This is a genomic window from Arthrobacter sp. B1I2 (genome assembly GCF_030816485.1).
In the GTDB taxonomy this organism is placed as follows: Bacteria; Actinomycetota; Actinomycetes; order Actinomycetales; family Micrococcaceae; genus Arthrobacter.
The window spans coordinates 19308-41900 of the sequence record NZ_JAUSYC010000004.1; the positions used below are offsets into that span (position 1 = coordinate 19308).

The following is a 22593-nucleotide window of genomic DNA, read 5'->3' on the forward strand; positions in this document are numbered from 1 at the left end:
GGCATAAAGTGGGGCTAATCGTGGGCGCAGCCGCTTGAAATTTCGAGCGGCTGCGCGCGTTCGGCCGAACTGCCAAGTCACTAAGAGGAGCATCGCCTAAAAAAGCCCTGCTGGCGGGGGTTCGCATGGGAGAGCTTTGAGCTTATTTGTTGCGTGGCCGCCGGCAACAGGTTTGCATCCCTTGAATGGACCGTCCGCGGAGAGCAGGACTCCCATGTGATGGTCTGCGTGGTCGCGCCACCAGACGCTCATGCCCGTTGAGCCGTCGAGGCGGAGGAATTCCCAAGACCGCCATAATGCTTCCAGTCGACTGATGGCTTCTTCGTGTTTCCACCAGGAGGGGCACCATGTTCTGTCTGTTCCGCTGAGGCTGCGCCGGTAGGACGGGGAGAGGCGTTCCTGCACGAAGCTGACCAGGTCCTTGTAGAACAACTCTGGTTCAGCGGCTTCTTCTGCTTCAGGCTCCCCAGCTTCCTCGGGCACTGGAGGTTGGTCGGACACGTCGGGCTCGTCGTCCCATTCGCCCAAGTCACTCATCGGCAGGGCCCCTGCTGGATGCTGCTGCCGTAACCCACGGATTCACCGTTTGACCGGCCACCGCACCCGCAGCTGGACGCTTGGAGGGGTCGTGGGCGGCGATGGAGGCCCTGATCTCGGCGTCATTTTTGCCGCCCATCCAGGGCACTGTTTCGAGCAGCGCTGCGGGGGCGCCGGAGGCAAACATGATGGCGCGGCCGCGGGGAAATGATGCGAGGTCGGAGACGTCGAGGGTGCGTTCTTTGCGGTCGTTGTCGTAGTTGTAGGAGACCCCTTGCTTGGACCGGCTTTTGGTCATGTTGGAGTACCGGTATTCGCCGACGAGCTGCGCGACTTCGTTCAGGAACTCGGCTTCGGCAACGCCGCCGCCGTAGACCTTGATGTTGGAGGCGGACCAGAGTTTCCGCATGCCTTCCCGGCCCCAGACTTCCACGCCTTGGGACCAGGACTGGAGGATGGTCATCAGGACGATGCCGCGGGAGCCGTAGTGGCTGTACAGGTTCGGGAGTTCCCGCCATCGGCAGACGTTCGCTGCCTCATCCAGGACGCCAATCATCGGTATCTCCAAACGTCCCCCGCGTGAGTGGACGGCGAGTTCTTCAGCCGCTTCCACTGTCGCTACCGTCAGGGCTGTGACCAGGGGGCCGGCAGTGCCTTTGCCTTCCTTGGACAAGCTGTACAGCGTCCCCTTGGAGCGGACGAAGGCGGCTGGGTCGAACTGCGGCCGGTTATCAGCCGGGCCAAGAGGCGTTACCCAGCGGGAGACTTGCCGGTTGGTCAGGCAGGAGGCCATTTGCAGGGCGGTGCCGTAGATGCCGCCGCGCTGTTTGTCGTGGAGGTTGATTACGCCCTGGACGGCGTTGCCGGTCTGGGTGAAGCCGGCCTCCATCAGGATCGGCACGGCCGCGTCGTCGGTCGGGTCGGTCAGCCAGGTGTGCACCTGTGTGATGGGAAGGTCAGCCAGGGCGGCCGCGAGCAGCAGGCCGGCGAGCAGGTCCTGCCCGGCAGGGTCGAAGTATGCGTCTGTTTGGGCTCCTGGCCCGCGGGATCCGGAGGCGAAGTGGTCGGCGAGGCGGGCGGCGCGGACTTCGTCGGTGACGTAGGACAGCGGGTTCCACCACCAAGAAGGTTCTTCCAGGGCGACGGCCTGGGGGTCAAAGACCCACACCGGGCCATCAACGGCGCGGACGTCGCGGGTGCCGTCCACGATGTCGCGCTTGTTCGAGGTGACCAGGGCAGCGCCGGGTGCGGAGAGGATGGCTGGGATCGCACGGGAGGTGGTTTTGCCTGTTCGGGGTCCCCAGATGTCGATGTGCATGTCTTCCCAGGACCCGAAGACCATCTGCTTGCCGATCACGGTCTTGCCCACGGGGATGCCCGGTGAACCTTCCACGCCCAGGCTTTTGGCCTTTTCCGTTGCGCCGCGCAGGGTCTGAGCTTTCAGGTCTTTGGGCGTGGCCATGTAGCGGGCTGCTGCATCAACGCGGGAGCGTTTGGACGTGCCTTTCAGAACCGCCCGGGTGATCAGGACAGCCAAGGCCACCAAGATGACACCGAAGCTGACCAGCACCCAGGTAGCCGGGGCGGGCCATGTGACGGTGCCTTTGATCAGGCCCACCAGGAGTTCGGCCGGGTTCTTGGGCAGCTGCTGGCCGTCTCCTGCCACCATCGAGCCGAGGTGGACCGCTCCGGTGGCTGCGCCGGCGCCGACCAGAATCACGGCGAGGACTACCCAGAGGGCGATGGTTTCGCCGCTGAGGCTTGAGGCCTTCTTGTTCGGTGCGCCCATTTAGACAGTCTCCATTTCGTGGGCGAAGGCGATGCGGTTGCTGCGCTCGTCCGTGATGTGTTTGGCCTTTTCAATGGCAGTAAGGGTCAGCTGCACCGGCAGGCCAACCCGGCCGGGGATCTTGAGCAGGATCTTCCCTGCCCCGGGAGGCGGGGCGGGGGTGCCGTCGGCGTTCATGTTGGGTTTCCAGTCCGGGGGCGTGTTGAAGCCGGCGACTGTGGCGATCTCCTTGCCGTTGAGCGGTTGGACCGCGGAGAGGGCGTGCAGGTCATCCAGGGACAGGGCCATGAGACCCAGGACGCCGCAGCGCTGGGCGAAGCCCTTGGCGGTTTCCCTGTCTTTGGCGTTGGGGAGGGAGAGAAAGTCTTTGGGGCTGTGGGTGATTTTCAGTTCGCTGACGCCCAGTCCGCGGTTGGTCCGTCCGATCCGGTCTGCCCGGTCGATGATGCCTTCACAGGCCCGCATCGGGTACCAGAACTCGTCCTGCACGGCGAGGTAGCCGCCCCAGTGCACGCTCGGGTCGTGCCGGGACAGCTCCCAGTGGGCGTCGATGGCGGAGAAGCCGATGTTCCAGGTTGCCAGCATCGCGGCGGAGAGCAGTTTGGTGTTCGACGCCGGGATGGAGGAGGTGTCGAAGCAGAATCCTCCGGGGTTTCCCACGGGGATGGACATGGATTCGCTGCCGCCGATCAGCGCACCCATTTCACCGGAGAGCAGGGCCAGTACGGACAGGTGCAGGGCCCGGTACTCGCCCAGGAACTGGGCGGCGTCGTTGCAGGCCACGGCGGAGAGGACTTCCGGGGGCGGGGCAAGGAACGCGTCCACCAGGTCGTGCATTGAGGGGCGGCGGACGCGGGAGATGACCGATCGGACCATCAGGGCCAGGACTGCGTCTTCGCTGTCGGAGAGCGGGCTGCCGCGGTTGATCTGGACGACGAGGGCGACCATGTCCACTGCCTGGCTGACCGCCTGGCGGCGCATGTCCTCGCCTGTCGTGCCGCCGATCTTGGCGGCGGCCTCCCCCAGAGCGCCCAGGTGCAGGAGGTTGATTTTGTCGCGGCCGCGGGGACCGACGCGCAAGACTCTGCCGCCCATCGCTTCGACCATCTCGCCGTACTCGTCCTTGAGCGGGTCAAAGACCATCGGGACGATTCCACGGGCGGCCATCGAGTAGATGAACCGTTGCGCGACCGAGGACTTGCCGTTGCCGTTCAGGCCAAAGAGCATCATCGAGGACGAGGAAATCAGGCCCGCGTCGTACCAGGTCTTCATGTCCCCGCAGACCGCGGTATCAACGTTCATGTCCCGGCCCAGCGGGGTGCCCGTGTTCGGCCGGGAGGTCCCGGCCGAGAAGGGGTAGATCCCGCACAACTGCGTCGAGGAGGAGTACCACTGCGGCGGCTGGGGCATCTTGCCCCAGCGCCCGCCGCCAAAACCCGTAAAACCTTTGGAGGTTTTGATGTGCCGCATTTTCTCCGCGAGCAACCGCTTGGCCATGATGGCTTTACCGTTGCCGGGGCGGCCTGAAGTGCTGTCTTTCATCTACAGGACGCCTTCCATCCAGAGCGGGGTGCTGCTGTACTTCCACGGGAGGATCCCGAATGGAAGCGTGGTGTGGAACGCCGCGGACCCGGCGTGCTCCACGAAGCGGTAGGGCATGATGAGCTGGTTCATGATCGACTTCACTTGGTTCAGGGCGTCCCGGTATGACTTTTCATCGGGTGCGAAGGTGACGGTGACCATCATCGAGAACAGTGATAGCCGCGCACCCTGGGTCAGCTCTTCTTCAGTCTTTTCCGCGACAGCCTTGGTGGCCCGGTCAAATGACGTTGGCCGGCCCTTGCGGGTGCTCATCTTCCAGTCCGCGGTTTTCACCAGGCGGTCCACTGTCTTGGCTCCTGTGCCGGGATCCACCGGCCGGTAGAACAACGCGACGCGTTTGCGGAGGAACTTCGCGTTCGGACCGAACACCCGGTCGAAGCTGCGGGAAGTGATGTGGGCTCCGGGAGGGACGGTCATCATCAGGGTCATGGACGCTACGCCGTCGTGGAACACCACACGGCCCTGGGAGTCATCGAAGAAGCCGGGTCCGGCGTGTTCCCAGTCCTGGACAGCGCGTCGGCCGTGCAGGGCGTCCAGTGCCATTTCCTGATCCCGCATCGGCTGATAGGACAGCTGGGCGACATGTGCCAGATCCTCTTCCACGAGAGGAGTCGGTGAACCGGCTCCGGCGGCCGCGAGCATTTGGGTTTGGCCGGGAAGGCGGGCAGCGACCTCGGCAACAGCGGAGGACACGTCCTTCTCCGAGGCTCCCAGGGCGGGAGCGTCCCAGACCATCGTGGCGTAAACGTTCATCACCGCTGAGCGGGCAGGCAGGGTGCCAACAGCATGGTCAAGGACTTCTCTGGCGAAGGCCGGGGCGTTCGGTGCCACATCGTCACGGATGGCAGCGCACGTCGCAGCGGAGGATTCGGAGGCCGAATCAACAACGATCGTCGCTCCGGTTAGTCCATCTTCGACGCTCAGTGAGGACACCCAAGCTCCGAAGTTGGCGACCTGGGCGTTGACGACAGATTGCTCCTGCATGGCCGCCCCGTCCGGAGAGCAGCCGAAGACGGCCGCCAGCTGCCGGACCGCCTTATGGTGCAGCAACGAGTACGGGCGTCCAAGGCCATCCGTGCCGGAAATCGTCTCCACATCCAGCAGGGCACCAGGCAGGCGCTCCGCGTCTTCGGGTGGAAGCGTGGACAAGGCCCCGGTGACGTAGAACGCCGAACCGGTGGACTTCCGGGACACCAACGACAAGGCGTCAGTCAACTTGCCCACAACCGTGCGCCCACCAAACTTCACCAAGCCCAGCAGGACAATCAAAGCCGTGATCGTAAGGACGGCCAAAGCAAGGAGGAACAGTCCGCGCATCAGGGACAGCAGCCCGAAGACCAGGCCGGCAGCCGAGATAACCACCCCGCCCAGGCTCAAGCCAAAGAGACCCGGAGAGGCCGGCTGAAGCCAGTTGCCGAATTTTTCCTGTGCAGCGTTCTCACTCATGATCCGAGCACATCCTTTCCGTCAGTATTCTTTGCACCCTGGGCAACAGAACCGCCCAAGGACTGGGTCGCGGCCTGCAACCCACCGTTGCCGCCAGAGGCTCCCTTGGCGACCGCTCCGCCTGCTGACGACCCGCCTGTCGAGGCACCCCCGGAACCGGTGCCGGCATTGCTGCTGCCCGAGCCACCCGGGGCGACTGAGCCGCCAGTATTGGAACCAGCCGGGTTTGAAGAAGCAGGGCTTCCGGAGGGGCCTGCTGGGGCACCGCCGGGCGCTGTACCGCTGGAACTTTCAGGAGCGGCCATGGACGTAGTTCCCTGGGCCGTGGCTCCTCCGGACGGGCCGGCTGTGCCAGCGAAGCCTGCGGCGCCCTTGGCTCCGGCGCTGGCGCCACCGGTGGCGACGGCAGCGCCGGCAGCGACACCAGCGGTCACGACCGCGGCGCCTGCCCCCAGTGCCATCGTTCCACCTGCGGCCGAACCCATGGCAGCGGTAGCAGGGCTCAGCAGCTTCATCAGTGCAGGGAGAGCAGCAACTGCCAGGACCAGCAGCAGCATTCCGTTGATGACTCCTCCAATGCCGTCACCACCGGACTTCAATTTCCAGGCAAAGGCGTAGATAATCGCCGCGATCGGCTTGTAGAGCAGGAACGCGACAAGCCACATCGTGACCCTGGAAAAGCTTTGTTCAGCACCACGGATCATGGCCGCAGCGGCAGCGACAGGCCAGATGGCGACCAGCAAGGGCAGCACCGTGGCGCGGACAATCATGATGACCCACTGCAGCAGGGTGGCAATGACGCCGAAGATCCCGGCCACGATCGCCAGGCCCGGTCCAATCTGGCCCACCGCAGCGGCGGCAGGTCCGAGCTGCTCATAGCCCTGAACGGTGACGCCCGCTTCGTCAAGGATGTATTTCGAGAACGCGTCACCGGCGGGGATGGCGACCTGCATCAACGTTGTTCCCGCGGTGGTCACGAGAAAAACCATGAGAAGGGACTTAGCCGCCTTTACCGCCCGGTCCCCACGGGCGTGCATCATCGTCCACACACAGGCCACCATGATGCCCAAGGTTGACATGAAGATACTGAGGACCTGCAGTTGATCCGTCAGCCATGCCATGGACTCGCCCTCCAGGCTGACCATCATTCCCGCATCCAGCCACGAGGTGAGGAAGCCCTTCATGATGGAGTCCCAGGCACCCATCATCGCCTCCCCGAGGCTATTGGCGCCCGAATTAACGGCAGTATTCACCGCTCCTTTGGTGGCGTCCTGTACGCCGCCGATCACGTTGGCCGCGGCACACACCGGGCCACCGAAGAATCCGCAATCAGCCATTGGAACCAACCCACTCCACAAAGCCGCCCTTTACCGGTACGGGCGGCTGTCCAACGAAGGACGAGCCATCATCGAGGATCTTCAATTTCCAGTCCCCATCGACCCACTTGAAAGTGCCAGGCAGGCCGGTGTATCCAGTGCTACTAATCGGCGTAGCCATCACCAAAGTGATCGCAGCTTCATCGCCGGTGAAGCTGTCCACAATGAACCCGGCGAAAGAGGCCGGGCTGGTGGCGGCGGGTTCATCCGGGGTCTTCCCGAGGAGTACGTCTTTGCCCTTTGATTCCATGGTGTAGAGCTCCACGGCTTTCCGGGCACTGATCACGTTTGCTGAAGCGTTCATCGAGACGGCGGTGAGTGCTGCTCCCAGCGGTGAACGGGCGAAGCAGACAGGAAAGCCGTCCTTTGTGTCGGTGGGCCCATAAGTGTCAGAGACCGGCCACGTCCAGCCCTTGTCAGCTTCCCAGCGGAGATCAACGGGCATGGCCGGTTTGGAGGAGGTGTCCCCCTCGGGAACGTTGCAGCCCTCCGTCGGTTGAGTGGTGCCCTCCCCTGCCTGCGGTGTGTTCTGCGGTGCGGGCTTGACGAGGATGAGGAACGCTAGGACAGCGACGATAAACACGACGGTGACGGCGGCCCACCACGCGGTTTTGCCTCTGAGGGTTTGAGGTTTCTGAACTTGGCTCACGGGCTTGTCCTTAGCTGACGAAGAGCGTTGCAAGGACACCCGAGGTGCCGAGCCCGATGGCACCGGTGAGCCACCAGCCGGCTTTGGACATGAACTCTTCGCCGCGGCCGCGCTGGTGGGCGAAGAACAGACCGATGAAGAGGATCATGAGGCCCAGAACAGCCAGGGAACCGCCAATGATGCGTGCCCACAGGATCACGGTGTCCAGGCCGTCCTGGACTTCCTGGGGCAGGGGCTTGGCTTCCGTGACGACAACGGTCGCTACGTCAGTGAGTTTGCTGAAGATGGTCATTTCATTTCTCCTTTAGTCGTGGAAAGCGCGGCACGGACTTTTGCCAGGTCCTTGGCCGGTACATCAGTGAAATCAGCCAGCGCAGAGCGCTTGATCAGCAGGCCTGAAACCCACGGGACGGGGATCAGGGGCACTGCGCCGGCTAAGACTTTGAGTTCGTTCTGAATCATCCGCGAGGCACGTCCCGGTGCAGCCGGGACGATCAGGACCGCGCTGAATGAAGCCGGGCCGTGGGCGGCGATGGCTGCCTTGGCAGCATCGATGCCGTGCAGGCTGGCGCGGGCGACAAGCACCACCGGTGCTCCGGCGGCGGGCAGTTGCGGGCCGTGGTCTGCCCCGTCCAGGATCGCCGCCCAAGCAGTGGCACCCGCGCCGCCGTGCGCGGCTACGAAACCGATCGGCTGTTCCTCAGCGGCCGGGGCCGGGTCCTCAACAGGCGCGGAGGCCCGGACTTCCGGTGCGATGCTCTGCGCGGCCATCACCCATCGGCTGACGCTCTCGGTCTTTTCGGTCACGTTCATAGCCCACGTGCCACCGCAGCTGCCGCCCGCAACCACGCCCTGCGGGTTGGGCGTCTAAGGGCACCGAAGCGGATCTGACCGGACTTCAAGGCCGGGTCAAACGGAACGACGACAACGTCGCGAACATAGGGCCGGAACTTCTCGGCCGTCTCCTGGGAGAGCCTGGCTTCGCCTTCCTGCCGTTCCGAGACGACAACGACGGCATTGGCAGCCAGCCCGGCAGAGCGTTCGCTCTTCAGGTCCAGTCCCTGCAACGTCAGGAGGGCGGCCTCCACCCGGTCCTCTTCGTTGGTGGTGGGAACCACCAACTGGTCCGCATGGTCAATCATGCGGATCCACTCGGCGCTGCGGTGGTTGTTGCCTGAATCCATCAGGATCAGCCGGTAGTACTTGGAGACAACCCGGTGCAGGATGTCGACCTCTTCAGCGGTTACTTCATGGGTGCCGTCCACATCCGAATCAGAGCGCAGCACGTCGTACTTGTCGGTGCTCTGATGGTGGACGAATGCGTTGATATCCGCGGACTGTGCCGTGGGAGAGAGCAGGGCGTCAGCGTTGGCAATGACGTCCAACGCGCTCCGGGAATGATCGCCCTGTTCGGTGCGCCATCCCAAAGTCCCTGTGGTGGGGTTGTTATCCCACGCCACGACGCTGCCGCCGTTCCGGCCAAAAACGGCAGCCAGGTCGGCAACGGTGGGCGTCTTGTTTGACCCGCCCTTCTGGTTCACCACCGCAATGGTGCGGGTGCCGGCAAAGTGCTTGGATGCCAGCCGGATATCAACCCGCTCGCTCAGTTCGTCCTCAGAAGGAGCAAGCGAAAGTCCCAGACTGTTCAGCATTCCCCGGATACCCTGGGTGGCCGGCTCAACAGTGCTCGGGGCCGCGAGGAAGCTCTCGGCCTCCCTGATTGAACGGCGGGTCGTCCCGTCGGCCACTGATGAGGGCCCCGCCGGGGCGGCTTCCTTAACGACGGTTGTACCCGCTTTAGCTGCTGCAACAGTGGTTGTGGCTGCACGGGTGGCCGGGATGCGCTCGATGATTGTGCTGGCATCCTCTGGGACGGTTGTGGGCTGCTCTTCCTCAACCTCGCCGGTCGGTGAGACAACCAGGTAGGAAACCCCCGAGTCATCCATCGAGGTCACACGGACCGGGCGGTTCAAGGTGGCTGCTTCTCCGATTACACGCTTCATGAGCGCCTGGCGAAGGTCGTTTACGTCCGGGGCTTCATAGGGATGTTCTTCGCCGTTGATTTTCAGGATGCCGGTGTTGTCACCGTTGATGATGGCGCTGATCACCGGTTCCGGCTGGATCAGCGATTTTTCGATGGCCATGGGCCTACCTCTTTCTTTTCGGAGTGGTGATGCTGCTTAGGAATCTTTAGGTGCGATGTTGGTGATCAGCCAGGGTTCGTCCTGCCCGGAGCGGTGCAGGGACATCACCCAGAGGCCATCGTTGGTGGGAAACTCGGCCATGACGGACATCGGGTTCCCCTGCTCCCTGACCAAAACAGGGGGAGAGTGAATCTCCCGTACGGGGATGCGGCCAGGGTCGATGTACTGGGCGGACTCCTGGTAATCGGCGCTCATGTGAGGTTGGAGTGCGTCAAACCATGCCCGTTCCGTCACGTCAGGACGGGCAAATTTGAGCATCAGGTCAGCGGCAAGGGCCTTAACCTCGGTGTCGGTGGACGGCCCCCAGGTTACGGCGGGAACGCCGTGGTCCTCGTCATGGTCGTGCATTTCAGCGGAGTTGCTGGCCGTGACCTCGGGCTGTGGAGTGTTGTTTGACGCGGGGGCGGCGCAGCCCGATACGGCTACGGTGGCTACGGCCAGGACAAGACCGAATTTGATGATGCGCATTAGAAGCTCACTCCCTGTGCTTTGAGGATCGGGGCCGGGTCGGTGGTCTGGTTGATCGGGACCATGGGGTTGGGCAGTGCGCCCGGAAAGAATTCCATGTGGAGGTGCCGGCCGGTCACGTTGCCGGTGGCTCCCTCGGTCCCTAGCGGGGTACCGGCGGCCACGACGTCGCCTTCTTTGACCTTCAAGGACCGGGCTTCCATGTGGTAGTAGCCAATGGTGAGCTTCCCGTCCGTCGTCTGGCCCGTAACGCCACTGCCGAACGTCCCGTCAAGGTGTCGGATCTTGACGATCTTCATGTCCGTCACAGCGACGATGGTGCCGGCCCTGCCCGGGGTTGCGAAGTCGATTCCGTAGTGGAAGTTCGCCAGGACTCCCCCGGCGGTTCCGGCAGGTGCGGCACGGGGCCCGTAGCCACTGGTCATGCTGGCACCGGCCAGCGGGTGAACCCATTTGCCCGACAGCTCCCCCAGGACCGCTCCCCCGGCGCTCGGGCACGCGCCGCTCGCGTCCAGCCCGGTGGTGGCCTCACCACCGAGCGCCTTTACAACTTCGGCTGCAGGGGCGCGGAACTGCGCGTAATGGTTCTCCACCGCGTTGCGCTGCACCCGGTGGATCGCGGTGCTGGGTTCCAGCTGGTCCCAGCCAGGAACGCGGCTCAGAGCCCTGAAGAAATTGGTAGCACTGATGTAGGGGTCCATCCGGTCTGAGTAGCTACCCCAGGCACCGTTCGCCCGCTGCTGAAACAACCCCCGCGAGTCAGGGCCCGCAGCATCGCCGTAGTCGATCACGTTCAGCGTGGACTCACCGATAGCAGCCTGTACCCCAAGGATCTGCGCAGCCGCAGGCAGTCCCAGGTCCTTGGCCGCTTTCATGATGGCCGCAGCGTTCGCCAGCTGCTTACCTGAAAAGGAACCCACACGGGCAGGCACGCTGCCAACCGAGACACTGCTTCCGGCGACGCCACAGGACTCAGCGGCCCTGGCCCCGCCGGCCCCCAGGAACAGCACGACGATGAGAACAGGTGCGAAGAGAAAGGCTGTCACGGCCAAAGCGCCGGCAGCAGCGCCGCTTCCTTTCCTCACAGCCCTGCCTCGACGGCAGAGCGCTTGCACACAATCACTGCTACTCCCCCAAAAAACATCGTGTCCACAACTACCAGCTGGTTCGGACTTTTTTCCACTTGACCTGCGCGGACGAATTCCATTCGTTGGACCAGCAGGTATTGTCCACATGTTCAGCCGAAAATGCTTGTCAAACACTGGGTCTGTGTCAGCAGTCACTCTCCTTCGGCACTCTTGTCTGTGCGACAGTTAAGACATTACCCTAAGACGACATTTAATGTAGTCTTTTAGCAGTCGTGCCGGCCGGGAACAAAGGAAGTGACAAAATGACTGGGTGCCCCGATATATTCGTCCCCCGAGCTCCCTGCCCCGGGACGTAGAAATGGCCATCGAGTCATTTGGGACAATATTCTCGCGGGCCATATTGCGCCACCTCTCCATCCACGGCCCCACCGGGGCAGCGGAACTGGCCCGCGCGCTTGGAACCGATCCCAACACCGCCCGACGGACGCTCCAAGGACTCGAAGATGCAGGCTTGGTGGAAGCCGATGTCCCCGCTGGTCAACGACGAGGGCGGACCGTGACCTTTACAGTGCGGCCGGAGCGCCTGGAGCAATTGCTGGACGGGCTAAAGGACTTCCTACGAGGGCGTTAAATGTTCTTCCCTTGCGAGACACGCGGATCGAATACCGCACAAACCATATTCTTAAGGCTATTTTCGAGCTATGGCTACGAGACGGCGAAGGCATCGCGGAACAGCAATGGACAATGTCCAGCTGAATACGCTGGTGCCCCAAGAGGACAAGGACTTCTTCTTTTCCGTCGCGGACCGCATGGGCGTATCAACCGGCGAAGCCATGGAGCAGTTGATCGCTCACCTGCGTACAGAAATGAAAGCGGACGGTTTGCCCTCGTGGTTTGACCGTTCCCAACTACCGGAGACATTGCCTATGGCACGGGCCAGTTAAAAGTTGAAGGCCCGCACTAGGCGGGCCTTCTTCTAAGTATTTGTTCAGATCCCAGTTCTTGGCGGGACGCGATCTGAACTATTCAAGCTCCCTCATGCGAGGAGGCTTCCTTTTTCACACCCTTCACAGGAAAGGTCTTGTCCCCTATGGTACCGGAACCCGGTTCCGCGTCAACGGCTGCCCCGCGGGGTGTCGCCCGTCCTGCCACGCCGGAACAAGCCTGGATTCTCGCTCCTCTGCTCGCTGGGCAGCCTGTTTACAGGACGGGCCGCTGGATCGGCTCCAGATTCCAGTACCCCCGCCCCTACTCTGCACTGAGCATCACGCCCAAGCTGCCGGAACGGCCGGCCGCTGTGATGGTCCATGGGGCAGACGGGGGTGTTGCCACGCTGTGCCTGGACCTGGACACTACCAAGGCGCTCAAGGCTGTCGTTGACTCGGACGCCGCAAACCTGCGGAGCAGGTTCAACGAGTGTGGCGTGACCTTTGTAGAGGACTTCTCCCCCAGCGGCGGCCGCCACCTCTATATCCCCTTGCAGGAACGGCTGGATGCCTCCGAGGCTCGTGAACTCGTAGAAGCCCTGGCTCTCACGGCGGCGAGTCTTGACCCCAGCCCACATCAGAACGTTACGGACGGCTGTATTCGCGTCCCAGGTTCGGCTCACAAAAGTGGCGGCCACCAAGTACTCATCACTCCCCTGTCCCAGGCATACGACGTCCTGCGACGCAGAAACCCGGCTGCAGCCATTGCTGCCCTCCGTACCGCGCTAGCTCCAGAACTGACCCGCAACCGCGCCCTGAAAGCGCGTCGGGCCAAAACAGCGGCCGCGCAGCGGACGGCGGGTGCTCAGCTGCTGCAGGTCAGCGCCGGCAGTGAAACCGCATTGCGCCGGACCGCGCGAACCGGCCTGTACGACACGGCACGCTACAAGAGCCCGTCCGAGGCCCGCATGGCCGTCCTCAACCACTTCAGCGCCTGCGGCTGGACCCTGGACCAGGTGCAGAACGAACTGACCGGACAGTTCCCCGGCCTCGCCGCACTGTACGGCTCGGCCGAGAAGCAGGACCGGCTCATGAGGCAGGAATGGGCCAAAGCCGAGGCTTGGACCCAAAAAGGCCGTCCCCGTCAAAGGGGGGAAAAGAACGCGTTTATTAACAACACAAGCCCCACTAAACCCACAGGGGGGGCACCTAGCGCCAGTGCAGCTGCAATCCACCAGCTCGTGAACGATCTGGAAAATGTGCTCTACGCGGTCCTTGACCACCGACTTAAAGATCGCGGCCGCGAAGGCCTTAGCCTCCGCCTCCTTATCCGCGCACTGCTTGGCTACATGAGGACGAAAGAAACAGATCTTCTCGATGTCGGATGCCGCACCCTGGCTGCAGCTATGGGGAAGCACCACGTCACTATTGCCAGACTCCTGCCAGTCCTCGTTCAAGCCTCCGACGGCATCCTCACCAAAGTCGCTGATGCTCGTCACAAAGCAGCAGACGTTTATCTCATCCAGCTACCGGAGCAGTATCAGCAGTTGGCCCGTGAACTGACTTGGCGAAGAGGCAAAATTCACTCGATACGGCCCGTATTCCGGGCCCTTGGCGACGCAGCAGCTCTTGTATACGAGGCAATTGAGCGTGGCCGGCATTCCCCCACCAGCGCAGAGCTCATCCGAAACAGCGGCATTAGTCGTTCAACCGTCGAGAAGGCCCTTGTCTCAATGGAAGGTCTGGGCATGATTCATCGGGACGGCAGGTATTGGAAGATCATGGCGACAGCGAATCTTCGCGTCCTCGCGGAACGTTTGGGTGTAATGGAGGACTACCAGGCACAGATCAGCCGGAATCGACGCGAACGTGCTGTCTGGCACGCTTACTTAGACCGATTCCTGGAGGTTCGGGTAATCGAATCCGACCTCTGCGATTCCGAGCGGGAAGAACACTGGATACCGCCGGACGACGCGGCTCTTTGGCAGGCAGCTTAGGCAATGGACTTGGCCCCTGGTCGAGCTCGGGCTCGCTGCGGCCCCCACGTCTTCCCAAGCTCTGCACCGGTGGGCATGTACTTCCTAAGGCCGGACAGCTGGTTCCGGTTTCACAAGTGAATCAACCGAACCCATGAAAACCAGTAGATGCAGTGAACCCGTAAACACTTCCGTGACAAGTGTTCTCGTTTTAGCTTTTTTTGCTGCTATCACTTTTTTCACTTGTAAAAAAAGTGAAGACACGGAACCCAGCTTCCCAAGTGAAGAAACTTTTGCTGGTTACGCTGGGAAAAACTTGGAAGGGGAATTTGGTGAAAGTCGATCTGGACCGCAGCGTCCTAAGCCGCGTTATAGCGGTAATCAACGGGAAGGGCGGGGTCTTCAAGACCAGCCTGGTTGCCAACGTTGGCGGACTCCTAGCCGAGGGCGGATCACGAGTACTCCTCGTAGACCTTGATCCTCAGGGCAACCTTGCCGAGGACTTGGGCTATGCCGACCAAGGCGACGGTGGTAGAAGCCTTGCAGCCTCGCTGTGCTTCGGGGGAGAACCTGACCTGCTCTTGAGTGTTCGGCCCAATTTGGACGTGATCGCCGGCGGTCCTCAACTTGACGATGCTGCCGCATTCCTTGGAGCCAAAGCTCAGAAGGACCGTGATGCTGCACAGCTAGCTTTGGCTAAACTACTTGCCAGCGTAGCGGGGGAGTACGATCTGGTCCTGCTGGATTGTCCGCCGGGGAACGAGCCATTGCAGGCCGCAGCCGTGGCGGCCGCCCGGTATGCAGTGGTGCCGCTGAAGACTGACATGTCGAGTCGTAAGGGCGTTGCGGCAGTCGCAGCACGCATGGACAGCGTTGTTGGACTCAACCCTACGCTGGACCTTTTGGGCGTCGTCCTGGTTGGGACTGGCACGAATTCAAAGCAGGTTCACAAGGTCACCCGAGACCATCTCACGGCGGACTTTGGTACAGACGAAGTGCTGTTCCCGATGTCTATTCGCCACGCAGAGGCAACTGCACAGGCGTGCCGGGAGCGTGGATTGCTGGCCCACGAGCTGGAACGGGAACTCAGCAAAGGACCGAAATGGTGGGAAGTCCTCCGTGGCGAAGCGAAAGCCGGAAACGCGGGACCGAAGTCGGCATCCAGCGTCGCCGAAGACCTCCATGCAGTCGCTATGGAAGTAACACGACGCATCGCCGCCGCAGAATCCCAGGAGGTCAACGCGTGAGCGCCGAAGCCACACCCGCCCGACCTGCACTCGGCCTGCCCCCGAAACGCGGTACCGCACCCGCCGCAAATGCACCCCTGGCACGGATGCTTCCCGGGCACCGACCCGAGTCGGCGAAGAAGGCCGATCCCAAAGACATCGAAACAGCGAACATGACGGTGAGTATCCCGGCGGCGCTCCGCAACCGGGCACGGGCCGCGTACAGGGCGACCAGCTATGCCGAAGGGGATAACACTTGGAGCCATTTCGTGGCGAAGGCCATCGAAGCAGAAACCGCCCGACGCGAAGCCGAGCATAACGAGGGCGAGGAGTACCCGTCCTGGGGAGAGAAACTCCCGGGCGGACGCCGACTCAAGGACAGTTGAACGGCGCGGCAGGGTTCCCGAGAAAGGCGGACGTGTGAGCCGAACGGCATTGGCTCGCCTGAATCAGTGCCTGTGGGCAGTCCCTTTACGAGGGCCGTGGGCATGGCTAGGTGCGGTGCACGAGCGATTTCAAACTGTGTGGCCCGATCGTTCGGCTATGCCGAACACTGTCGTTCTCGATAACGAAGGATTTCAAGAACAGGTTGATTTGAGAATCGAAGTGTTCGCGGCGAGCGGCTGCGAAGGGGCGTCTTTCTGCGGAAACCGCCATTCAGACGAAAAGCCGGGCTCAGGGCCCGTCCTTCTCACAAATAGTTCTCGAAACGGTACAGTCGAACCAACGCCCCGGATTGAGTTTTGAGAAGAGAACACTCCATGACCACACACCGCATCGGCTACGCCCGGGTCTCCACCCGGGACCAGAACCTGGAGCTGCAGATCAGCGCACTGAAGAAGGCCGGATGCGACAAAATCTACGAAGACCAGATCAGCGGCACCAAGACCCAACGTCCCGGCCTGGACCAGGCGCTGCACACCCTGCGTGACGGTGACACCCTGGTGGTTTGGAAGCTAGACCGCTTGGGCCGCAACGTGAAAGACCTCCTGGACTTCGCCGGCGGCCTGAATGACCGCGGCGTGGGCTTCGTCAGCCTCACCGACGCGATCGATACCACTACTGTCTCCGGGCGCTTCTTCTTCAACGTGATGGCATCCCTGGCCCAGATGGAACGGGAGCTCATGGTCGAACGCACCCAGGCAGGCCTGCAGGCAGCGCGCGACCAGGGACGAGTAGGCGGCCGCAAACGCATCATGACCGAAGCCAAGATCCGATCAGCTCGCAAATTACTCAAGCAGGGAACACCGCCCCGGGAAGTGGCCAGCAGCCTCGGCGTCTCCGTGCCGACGCTCTACCGGTGGGTCCCGGCCGCAGGCACTGCCGGGGCTTCAAAGCAGTAGTTCCCCGTTGATGCAGAGGACTATGGAGCGGAATGGGGTCCGTGCAGGGCACGTCTGACATTTCCGTTGTCAACACTCGTCCTCCACCGCTCACAGGACAAGGTGGCTCCACGCTACCCCGGGCGCTAAGGGCCTCCAAGGGAGAACGCCGAGTCTCATAAGCGTGCAATTTGTTCCGTCTTTAATTACATTTTGTGTTTCGTTACGTATTTCGTTAGAAAACGAAACACGATATGATGACGCTATGAGCGACAGCATTGTTGAAATGGACGCACGCACTTGCCGCTACCCGGGCTGCCGGCGGCCCGCCATGGCAGCGGAGGCCGGCACGGGCCGGCCCCCGGAGTACTGTGATGACCCCGCGCATAACCGCGCTTCCGCCTGGCGCGCACGGCAGCGCCCTAACGGGGACGCTTCCCGGGGCGCAGAGGCTCGCCCTGTTGACTCTGCGCGTCAGCGTGCCAGTGAGATCACGGGCCAGGTTAGCGGGATGATCGAGCACTTGGGCGAGCAGCTCGCGACACTTCTTGAGGAACTTCGCACCGTGGGGGATCCCGAGGCGGCAGAAGCTCAGATTGAGTCAGTAGCCAGCGAAGCCGCCGAGCGGGTTGCGGCCGCGAACGCGAGAGCTACCCGTGCTGAACAGGCTCAGCGCCGCGCCGAGGCAGAGAAAGCCGAAGCCGATGCGGCAGCTGAAGAAGCAACGCGAACGAGCGAGGACCTGGCCCAGGAGCTGTCAGGACGCCAGCAGGACCTGGACGCCGCCCTGTCCCAGGCTCAGCAACTCACCGATGAAATCGCGCAGGCCAATGCCTCTGCCGCCAACGATCGGGAACTGGCGCAAGCCGAGAATGCCGGGCTGCGGGCGGACCTGGAAGCACTCCGTGGGCAATTGACTTTGGCTGAACAGGCACGTGACGCAGCCGCGGAACGGGCCGCGACAGAGGAACGGGCCCGGATTGAGGCAGAGCAACGTACCGGAATGGCCGAGAGCCGCACCGAGGCGGAGCGGGCACGCGCTGACCGCGAGGAATCTGCAGCCGAAGAGGCGCGGCGCCAGCTGGCGGCAGTCCGCGCCGACCTTGAGGCCACCCGCGAAGCTGCAGCCGATATGCGCAGCACCGTGGCGACCCTGACGGCGGAGCGTGAGGCCGCCAAAGCCGACGTCGAGCGTGAACGCGCCCATGGTGAACAACGCGTCAAGGACCTTCACGAGACCTACAGCCGCCAGATCGACCAGCTGCGCGCTGAACTGAACCAAGCCCGCGAGGCGAAGACCAAGGAACGCCGGCCACGAGCCCAGGAAGAGCAATAGGCGGCCACCACGAAGGGGAGTGCCCACCAGGGAACGGGAGTCTAGCCACATCGGTGAGGCGCCGCCGAGCCGACGTCGGGGCGCTGGGCTTGGCTACTAGGATGACCTCACATCGTAATAGGGGAGTGGATTCGAATGGCTAAAGGAAACGATAACGATCGCTACGTGGTTCCTAACAAGGATCGTGGTGGCTGGGACGTGAAGAAGGAAGACGCCAAACGAGTCTCCGCACATGAACCGACAAAGAGGGCAGCAGAAAAGCGGGCCAAGGAAATCGTCGAGAACACAGGCGGAGGACGCGGGGAGGTTCGATCCCAGAAGCTAAACGGCCAATGGGGTGACAGCGATTCCGGTTCGAAAAACGAGTCACCCGCCAAGGACAGGAAGCACTAGGGCCGTCTCAGTTCGAAGGGACTGAGGCCAGTGCGCGGCTATGAACTTGACCGCAAAACGCCTGCCACAAACAGCAGCTAGGGGATGCGGAAAATGGCGGAATTACCAGAACCATTCGGAGGTCGTCCCCGAGAGGAATATGAGCAGCTTCTGTTGGCGAAGCTGCAGCCTGCGGTGATTCGCTCGACACTGTCGTTTGCTGGGCTATACCAAATGACGCACGAAATGCTAAAACAAACCGTCCTTGATGGAGTCCGCGACTTCTACTGCACTGGCTTCAACGCAAATGGGTTCATTTTCGATGAGATCTCCTACCAGGGAAACGTCATTGACGCGGCACGCAGTGAAGGGTGGATCAAGAACAACAAGCAAGTTTTTGCCGCCTCAGCGGCGTGGCTCGTCCGGATGGAGGCCATCTCAACAGAACAAGCTAAACGCCTAAAGGACATTTATGGCCACCGCCATGAACTGACGCATGAACTGGCGAGCTTCATAGTCGATCCTGATCGAAACCTCGATGCCCAAATGTTCGTCGACGCCGTTGCAATCCTTCGCGATGTCCATCGTTTTTGGGTGAGCGTGGAGAGGGATATCGGCATGTTCGAGCACCTAGGAGATATCTCCCTAGATGAGGTCACTCCTTCGTCCTTGATGCTGCTTCAGTCATGCATTGATGCCTATCTTGAAGATCCTCAGGCTCAGGGAAGCTAGGTATCGGCTGTTACCGGCACGAAAGCGGAGTTCTTCTTGCCGATGATTAATTCAGGCACAGACGACAACGTTACGGCGCTGCTACCGCTCTGAGCGCAGGATGAAAATGGACCATGACCACGTACGAGATCCTTAACCCTCCTGCATTCACCAAGAAATCCCGGCACGGAAAGTTCATCTACGTACTGATGTTCAACATCGCAGACATGAAAACTCTGCCGTACTACGTGGGTCAAACTTCGGGGCTTACCGCACGCTTCGGCGGCCACCCCATGATCATGTGGCACCTTGCCAAGTTCGACGCTCCCCCCAAGATCTGGATCGCGGGGGAGGTGAAGGCGGCCCGGGCCGACGCCGCCGAACAGGACCTCATCACGAATCTGTCTAATGCCGGCTACCTCCTCACCAACAGCTCCATTGATATGAGTTGGGCGAAGAGATTCCAAAGGCAGCGTGGTCTTTTTCATCTCACTGCCGCGCAGGTTAGGGATCACCTGTCCCGGGACTCTCCTCGAACGACGGTCCTTGTAGCTTGGAAGCGGAAATGGCAGGCTGAGCCGCCAAAGTATGCGGCCGCCGGCTCGGCGCTCACCCGCGATCAGGTTGTCGACTACGTTTCCAAACTGACCTACGATTCTCCATCGGTGAGAGACGTTTCCCTTGCGATTGCCCGGCATCACGATTCCGACCTCGGGTACTCCCGCGTGGTCTTCAAGGATGCGATGCGCGGAATACCAGGCGTGGGGAAGGTCTACAACCACGCAAGGAAGCTGACGTGGCTTTGGTACTTCAACCGGGCGATCCTGCCGGACCAGCTCCATGACTTCCGACTCACGGCCAAGCATTTGGACGAACTCCGGAGCCACGTCCAAGAGGAAACGGCCCGATAGAACTGACCTCAGCGCGGCCAGCGCCGGCGGCGGGAAACCTCAATGACCGGGATTTCATGCGGCTCCAGTGGGCGTTCTGGAACCGGTCGGATGTTGTAAGGGGTGATGCGGTCTTTCTCGTGCTCTTCCTCAATTGCTGCTGCAGTGCTCTCGTTGACCCTGCGCAGACAGTCCACGGACCAAGCCAGGAGGACATCCAGACGCTTGACCTCCGCCTCCGCAGCTAAGAGCCGCTCGTGGACGGTTACGGAGCGATACCCGCACCACTGACGTAGAAGCTCATGAATGGGTTTCTGCCGCCGGAGGTAGTACTGGTATTCGTCCTGAGGGGAGGTGTCTACGAGTTTTCGGGTTTCCCAGTCCTCCACAGTGCCGCCTCTCTTGGATTTTTCTCGAGCCTCTGCCTCCTCTGCCATTACCAAATCGAGAACTGGGGTTGGATTCTTGCGACAAGCTATTTCCACGACAGACATGGACGCGAGTGGCGAAAGGCACGGCTTCCCGTCGTGAAGGATCCAGGCAAACCCGGTTTGAAAAGCGGACAGAGGCTGCCCCGTAAGTGTTTCAAGCGCTGATTGATCGTGGATAACCAAGGCATCGTCAACTGGAGTGATAAATAGCTCGGCAACCCCCGAAGGTATGACCAGCTCAAGAGCTGCCCACATAGCCGAAGACTCGTTTTTGTCGATGGACTCTGTTCTCAGACGTCTCCAGCCATCCATGGTGGTGTCGTACTGAGCCGCCTCCTCCCACGGCACCTTGAGCCTTCCACGAGGGACATTTTCTTCCCTGCCGGATGCGGTCCCCTCCAAATGACGAATCTCAACCCGAAACCTACGAGCCTCTTGGTGCAACGCCACGATTTGCACCTTTTCGGAAGGCGAGTCGTCACGCAGTCGGTATGCCCATTCCTGCCCTGGCGTGGGGCTGGGAAGATCTTCTGTTTCCGAATCCATAGGCGTTTATTATCCATCTGCGCATCGTTTTCTGGACGGGACCAAGCGCCGAGGGCTGGGATTGGCAGATTCGCTGCAACTCGGCGTCCCGCATCCAACGAAGTGGGACGTTCATGACGACAGGCGCTGGCAGGATTGTTGCTCCGGTATGGATCTGCTGGCCGGGCGCCGCCGACCGGCTGATTCCGAGGACGCCGTCTTGACACCCGAAGATGGGTGCGGTTCTATGGGACTAGCCCACCTCCTGCCGGGGGGTAGGGAAGTAAAAGCCAGGATCCCCGCCGGATGACGGGACCTGGCTTTCGCGCTTAATGCCCTCTTCTTTAGATATCGTGCCGACTGATGTGGCTTGAGAAGATGCCAAGCCATTGATCATCGCCTGCTTCGGCGTCTCCTATGGCTCCGAGTATCTGGTCCGGGATCCACAGCATCGGTTCTAGCGAAGGGAGCTGAACTTCTACGCGTAGGGTTGGGGGCATAGCCCTGCTACCGCGAAATTTATCCACCAGGCGCATGTCTCGTTCGTTCAGGGACTTTGTACGGGATTCAAGGAACACAGAGCTCACGCCGAGGTCCCCAAGCTCGGCAAAGAGACGCTCCATGCATTTTGCTCGTGCACGTTCCTGGCGCCGCGGATCCAGTGGTGCAGCAACGACAACGACGTGCGCGGCATCTACAGGACGCAGAAGGTTCATGGACAGCTTCTTGGACCTATCGTCCATATCCCGCCAGTGCAGCTTCGGTCCTTGCCTCAGCATCGAGCGAAGTTCTTCCCGGACTGGCTGGCAGAAAGAGGGATCGGCAACTGCTGCGCCAAGCATGTAAAGGGGCTCCTCGACGTTCACGGTGCGCATGCTCTCATCTACCCACGCGTGAAGTTCGAACGTGGAGCCTTGCTCCTTCCGCCCGGTCATTTTCCCTCCGAGGTCTGCTCGGGCGCGAAGGCCCCGGTAAGCGTGTAGACGTTTACGTCGGTGATTCCGGTGTCGGAAAGAGCCGACTTCCGCTTCTTCTTATCGATGTGCAGGAGCCCGAGGTCAGCCAGCTTCCCAAAACCTCGTTCGGCCGTGTCAGCCGACCACCCGTACCACTCCGGGAACTTTTCCGCCGGCACTTCGAATCCTGGCTTCTCATGCAAGGCGACGAGCAGCATCGCTGTCCCGGGCATGTCCAGTTTGTCGTACCAGCGTTCGGTCCAGAACTTGTTGTCCAGTTTCAGGAATCGGTCAGCGTTGTCGTTGCCCGGCCGTGTATAGGGTCCCCCCTCGCCGTCTGGGCGAAGAATTGTCACTTTTACGAGACGCTTCTTTCCTGCGCGGGAGCGGGTAATGAGCTTTCTCCCCTCCAAGCGGCGGAGGGCCTTGCTAACCGCGGCCCGGGCGGAGGCGTCCTCTGCGTTGACTGTTGTATCGAACGCACGCGCCCACGCGCCGACAGGCAGCGAGGTGCTCCAATCATGGTCCTTGCCCCCACTGCTGATGATCGCGTGAAGCAGCAGGAATGCCCGCAGACCCCGGAGGTCGCCGTTCCGCACGAAAACACTCAATGGCCCTGATCGGACCTTCAGTCGCCGATCGGGGTTTTGTACAAAGTCCTTCAGAAGCGGAGCAGCTGAACGGCCAGAGCGCTCCACCAGGGCGGTGCGTGTCTCATCCGGTGTTGGCGGCGAAATATCTTCGTCAATTGACGTGCCTGCCG

The 22593-nt window shown here is 61.7% G+C and carries 24 protein-coding genes; 10 read left to right on the forward strand and 14 right to left on the reverse strand.

The window, feature by feature from the left end; translation table 11 throughout:
- Positions 1-96: 96 nt before the first annotated feature.
- From QFZ57_RS21410 to QFZ57_RS21460, 11 genes are read right to left on the reverse strand one after another with little or no spacing between them, the layout of a single operon-like run.
- The gene (locus tag QFZ57_RS21410) at positions 97-537 is read right to left on the reverse strand and encodes a DUF4913 domain-containing protein (protein WP_306901948.1); all 441 of its coding nucleotides are present in this window, start codon (positions 535-537) and stop codon (positions 97-99) included.
- The gene (locus tag QFZ57_RS21415) at positions 530-2326 is read right to left on the reverse strand and encodes a type IV secretory system conjugative DNA transfer family protein (RefSeq protein WP_306901949.1); all 1797 of its coding nucleotides are present in this window, start codon (positions 2324-2326) and stop codon (positions 530-532) included. Before QFZ57_RS21415 ends, QFZ57_RS21410 begins: the two co-directional genes overlap by 8 nt.
- On the reverse strand, positions 2327-3868 hold the full coding sequence (locus QFZ57_RS21420) for an ATP-binding protein (protein WP_306901950.1): 1542 nt from the start codon (positions 3866-3868) through the stop codon (positions 2327-2329).
- Entirely contained in the window at positions 3869-5374 is a 1506-nt protein-coding gene (locus QFZ57_RS21425) for an SCO6880 family protein (RefSeq protein WP_306901951.1), read from the reverse strand. It lies immediately after the preceding gene.
- Positions 5371-6711 carry a hypothetical protein gene (locus tag QFZ57_RS21430; RefSeq protein ID WP_306901952.1) on the reverse strand — a complete coding sequence of 447 codons (1341 nt, stop codon included), beginning with the start codon at positions 6709-6711 and terminating at the stop codon, positions 5371-5373. Before QFZ57_RS21430 ends, QFZ57_RS21425 begins: the two co-directional genes overlap by 4 nt.
- The gene (locus QFZ57_RS21435) at positions 6704-7399 is read right to left on the reverse strand and encodes a hypothetical protein (RefSeq protein ID WP_306901953.1); all 696 of its coding nucleotides are present in this window, start codon (positions 7397-7399) and stop codon (positions 6704-6706) included. Before QFZ57_RS21435 ends, QFZ57_RS21430 begins: the two co-directional genes overlap by 8 nt.
- A 10-nt stretch (positions 7400-7409) precedes the next feature.
- A complete protein-coding gene (locus QFZ57_RS21440; protein WP_306901954.1) occupies positions 7410-7691 on the reverse strand; it encodes a hypothetical protein in 282 nt (93 codons plus the stop codon).
- Complete coding sequence (locus QFZ57_RS21445) at positions 7688-8206, reverse strand: hypothetical protein (RefSeq protein WP_306901955.1); 519 nt, start codon at positions 8204-8206, stop codon at positions 7688-7690. Before QFZ57_RS21445 ends, QFZ57_RS21440 begins: the two co-directional genes overlap by 4 nt.
- A gap of 2 nt (positions 8207-8208) precedes the next feature.
- Entirely contained in the window at positions 8209-9543 is a 1335-nt protein-coding gene (locus QFZ57_RS21450) for a MinD/ParA family ATP-binding protein (RefSeq protein WP_306901956.1), read from the reverse strand.
- Positions 9544-9579: 36 nt separating this feature from the next.
- Positions 9580-10071: a hypothetical protein gene (locus QFZ57_RS21455; protein WP_306901957.1), complete on the reverse strand. Its 492-nt coding sequence runs from the start codon at positions 10069-10071 to the stop codon at positions 9580-9582.
- Positions 10071-11156, reverse strand: coding sequence for a M23 family metallopeptidase (locus QFZ57_RS21460; protein ID WP_306901958.1), 1086 nt, complete (start codon positions 11154-11156; stop codon positions 10071-10073). The genes QFZ57_RS21455 and QFZ57_RS21460 overlap by 1 nt, the downstream gene beginning before the upstream one ends.
- A 361-nt stretch (positions 11157-11517) precedes the next feature.
- Between QFZ57_RS21460 and QFZ57_RS21465 the strand changes: the two genes are divergently transcribed.
- From QFZ57_RS21465 to QFZ57_RS21510, 10 genes are all read left to right on the forward strand, one after another.
- Positions 11518-11790 (forward strand): helix-turn-helix domain-containing protein, encoded by a 273-nt coding sequence (locus QFZ57_RS21465; RefSeq protein ID WP_306901959.1) that lies wholly within the window; start codon positions 11518-11520, stop codon positions 11788-11790.
- A 106-nt stretch (positions 11791-11896) separates the two neighbouring features.
- Entirely contained in the window at positions 11897-12103 is a 207-nt protein-coding gene (locus QFZ57_RS21470) for a hypothetical protein (protein ID WP_306901961.1), read from the forward strand.
- 479 nt (positions 12104-12582) lie between these two features.
- Positions 12583-14082, forward strand: coding sequence for a hypothetical protein (locus QFZ57_RS21475; protein WP_306901962.1), 1500 nt, complete (start codon positions 12583-12585; stop codon positions 14080-14082).
- A gap of 311 nt (positions 14083-14393) precedes the next feature.
- Positions 14394-15308, forward strand: coding sequence for a ParA family protein (locus QFZ57_RS21480; protein ID WP_306901963.1), 915 nt, complete (start codon positions 14394-14396; stop codon positions 15306-15308).
- Positions 15305-15673, forward strand: coding sequence for a ParB family protein (locus QFZ57_RS21485; RefSeq protein WP_306901964.1), 369 nt, complete (start codon positions 15305-15307; stop codon positions 15671-15673). The genes QFZ57_RS21480 and QFZ57_RS21485 overlap by 4 nt, the downstream gene beginning before the upstream one ends.
- Positions 15674-16048: 375 nt before the next feature.
- Positions 16049-16630 carry a recombinase family protein gene (locus QFZ57_RS21490; protein WP_306901965.1) on the forward strand — a complete coding sequence of 194 codons (582 nt, stop codon included), beginning with the start codon at positions 16049-16051 and terminating at the stop codon, positions 16628-16630.
- Positions 16631-17120: 490 nt separating this feature from the next.
- Positions 17121-17945, forward strand: a complete 825-nt coding sequence (locus QFZ57_RS21495) for a hypothetical protein (RefSeq protein ID WP_306901966.1) — start codon at positions 17121-17123, stop codon at positions 17943-17945.
- Positions 17946-18080: 135 nt separating this feature from the next.
- On the forward strand, positions 18081-18338 hold the full coding sequence (locus tag QFZ57_RS21500; protein ID WP_306901967.1) for a DUF2188 domain-containing protein: 258 nt from the start codon (positions 18081-18083) through the stop codon (positions 18336-18338).
- 93 nt (positions 18339-18431) lie between these two features.
- Entirely contained in the window at positions 18432-19049 is a 618-nt protein-coding gene (locus tag QFZ57_RS21505) for a hypothetical protein (RefSeq protein WP_306901969.1), read from the forward strand.
- Between the two features lie 113 nt (positions 19050-19162).
- Positions 19163-19939 (forward strand): hypothetical protein, encoded by a 777-nt coding sequence (locus tag QFZ57_RS21510; protein WP_306901971.1) that lies wholly within the window; start codon positions 19163-19165, stop codon positions 19937-19939.
- Between the two features lie 8 nt (positions 19940-19947).
- Here the strand turns inward: QFZ57_RS21510 and QFZ57_RS21515 are convergent, their stop codons facing one another.
- The 3 genes from QFZ57_RS21515 to QFZ57_RS21525 all read right to left on the reverse strand — a co-directional run bounded on the left by QFZ57_RS21515 (position 19948) and on the right by QFZ57_RS21525 (position 22429).
- Positions 19948-20799 carry a hypothetical protein gene (locus QFZ57_RS21515; protein WP_306901972.1) on the reverse strand — a complete coding sequence of 284 codons (852 nt, stop codon included), beginning with the start codon at positions 20797-20799 and terminating at the stop codon, positions 19948-19950.
- 419 nt (positions 20800-21218) lie between these two features.
- Positions 21219-21749, reverse strand: coding sequence for a hypothetical protein (locus QFZ57_RS21520; protein ID WP_306901974.1), 531 nt, complete (start codon positions 21747-21749; stop codon positions 21219-21221).
- 56 nt (positions 21750-21805) lie between these two features.
- Positions 21806-22429 (reverse strand): hypothetical protein, encoded by a 624-nt coding sequence (locus QFZ57_RS21525; protein ID WP_306901975.1) that lies wholly within the window; start codon positions 22427-22429, stop codon positions 21806-21808.
- Positions 22430-22593: the final 164 nt, after the last annotated feature.

Bases quoted from the DNA above. Each gene is read 5' to 3' on its own strand.
- QFZ57_RS21450 (WP_306901956.1), bottom strand. From the start codon at position 9,543: ATGGCCATCGAAAAATCGCTGATCCAGCCGGAACCGGTGATCAGCGCC.
- QFZ57_RS21500 (WP_306901967.1), top strand. From the start codon at position 18,081: ATGGCTAAAGGAAACGATAACGATCGCTACGTGGTTCCTAACAAGGAT.
- QFZ57_RS21425 (WP_306901951.1), bottom strand. From the start codon at position 5,374: ATGAGTGAGAACGCTGCACAGGAAAAATTCGGCAACTGGCTTCAGCCG.
- QFZ57_RS21490 (WP_306901965.1), top strand. From the start codon at position 16,049: ATGACCACACACCGCATCGGCTACGCCCGGGTCTCCACCCGGGACCAG.
- QFZ57_RS21465 (WP_306901959.1), top strand. From the start codon at position 11,518: ATGGCCATCGAGTCATTTGGGACAATATTCTCGCGGGCCATATTGCGC.
- QFZ57_RS21415 (WP_306901949.1), bottom strand. From the start codon at position 2,326: ATGGGCGCACCGAACAAGAAGGCCTCAAGCCTCAGCGGCGAAACCATC.
- QFZ57_RS21470 (WP_306901961.1), top strand. From the start codon at position 11,897: ATGGACAATGTCCAGCTGAATACGCTGGTGCCCCAAGAGGACAAGGAC.
- QFZ57_RS21505 (WP_306901969.1), top strand. From the start codon at position 18,432: ATGGCGGAATTACCAGAACCATTCGGAGGTCGTCCCCGAGAGGAATAT.
- QFZ57_RS21520 (WP_306901974.1), bottom strand. From the start codon at position 21,749: ATGCGCACCGTGAACGTCGAGGAGCCCCTTTACATGCTTGGCGCAGCA.
- QFZ57_RS21455 (WP_306901957.1), bottom strand. From the start codon at position 10,071: ATGCGCATCATCAAATTCGGTCTTGTCCTGGCCGTAGCCACCGTAGCC.
- QFZ57_RS21430 (WP_306901952.1), bottom strand. From the start codon at position 6,711: ATGGCTGATTGCGGATTCTTCGGTGGCCCGGTGTGTGCCGCGGCCAAC.
- QFZ57_RS21510 (WP_306901971.1), top strand. From the start codon at position 19,163: ATGACCACGTACGAGATCCTTAACCCTCCTGCATTCACCAAGAAATCC.
- QFZ57_RS21440 (WP_306901954.1), bottom strand. From the start codon at position 7,691: ATGACCATCTTCAGCAAACTCACTGACGTAGCGACCGTTGTCGTCACG.
- QFZ57_RS21410 (WP_306901948.1), bottom strand. From the start codon at position 537: ATGAGTGACTTGGGCGAATGGGACGACGAGCCCGACGTGTCCGACCAA.
- QFZ57_RS21420 (WP_306901950.1), bottom strand. From the start codon at position 3,868: ATGAAAGACAGCACTTCAGGCCGCCCCGGCAACGGTAAAGCCATCATG.
- QFZ57_RS21495 (WP_306901966.1), top strand. From the start codon at position 17,121: ATGATCGAGCACTTGGGCGAGCAGCTCGCGACACTTCTTGAGGAACTT.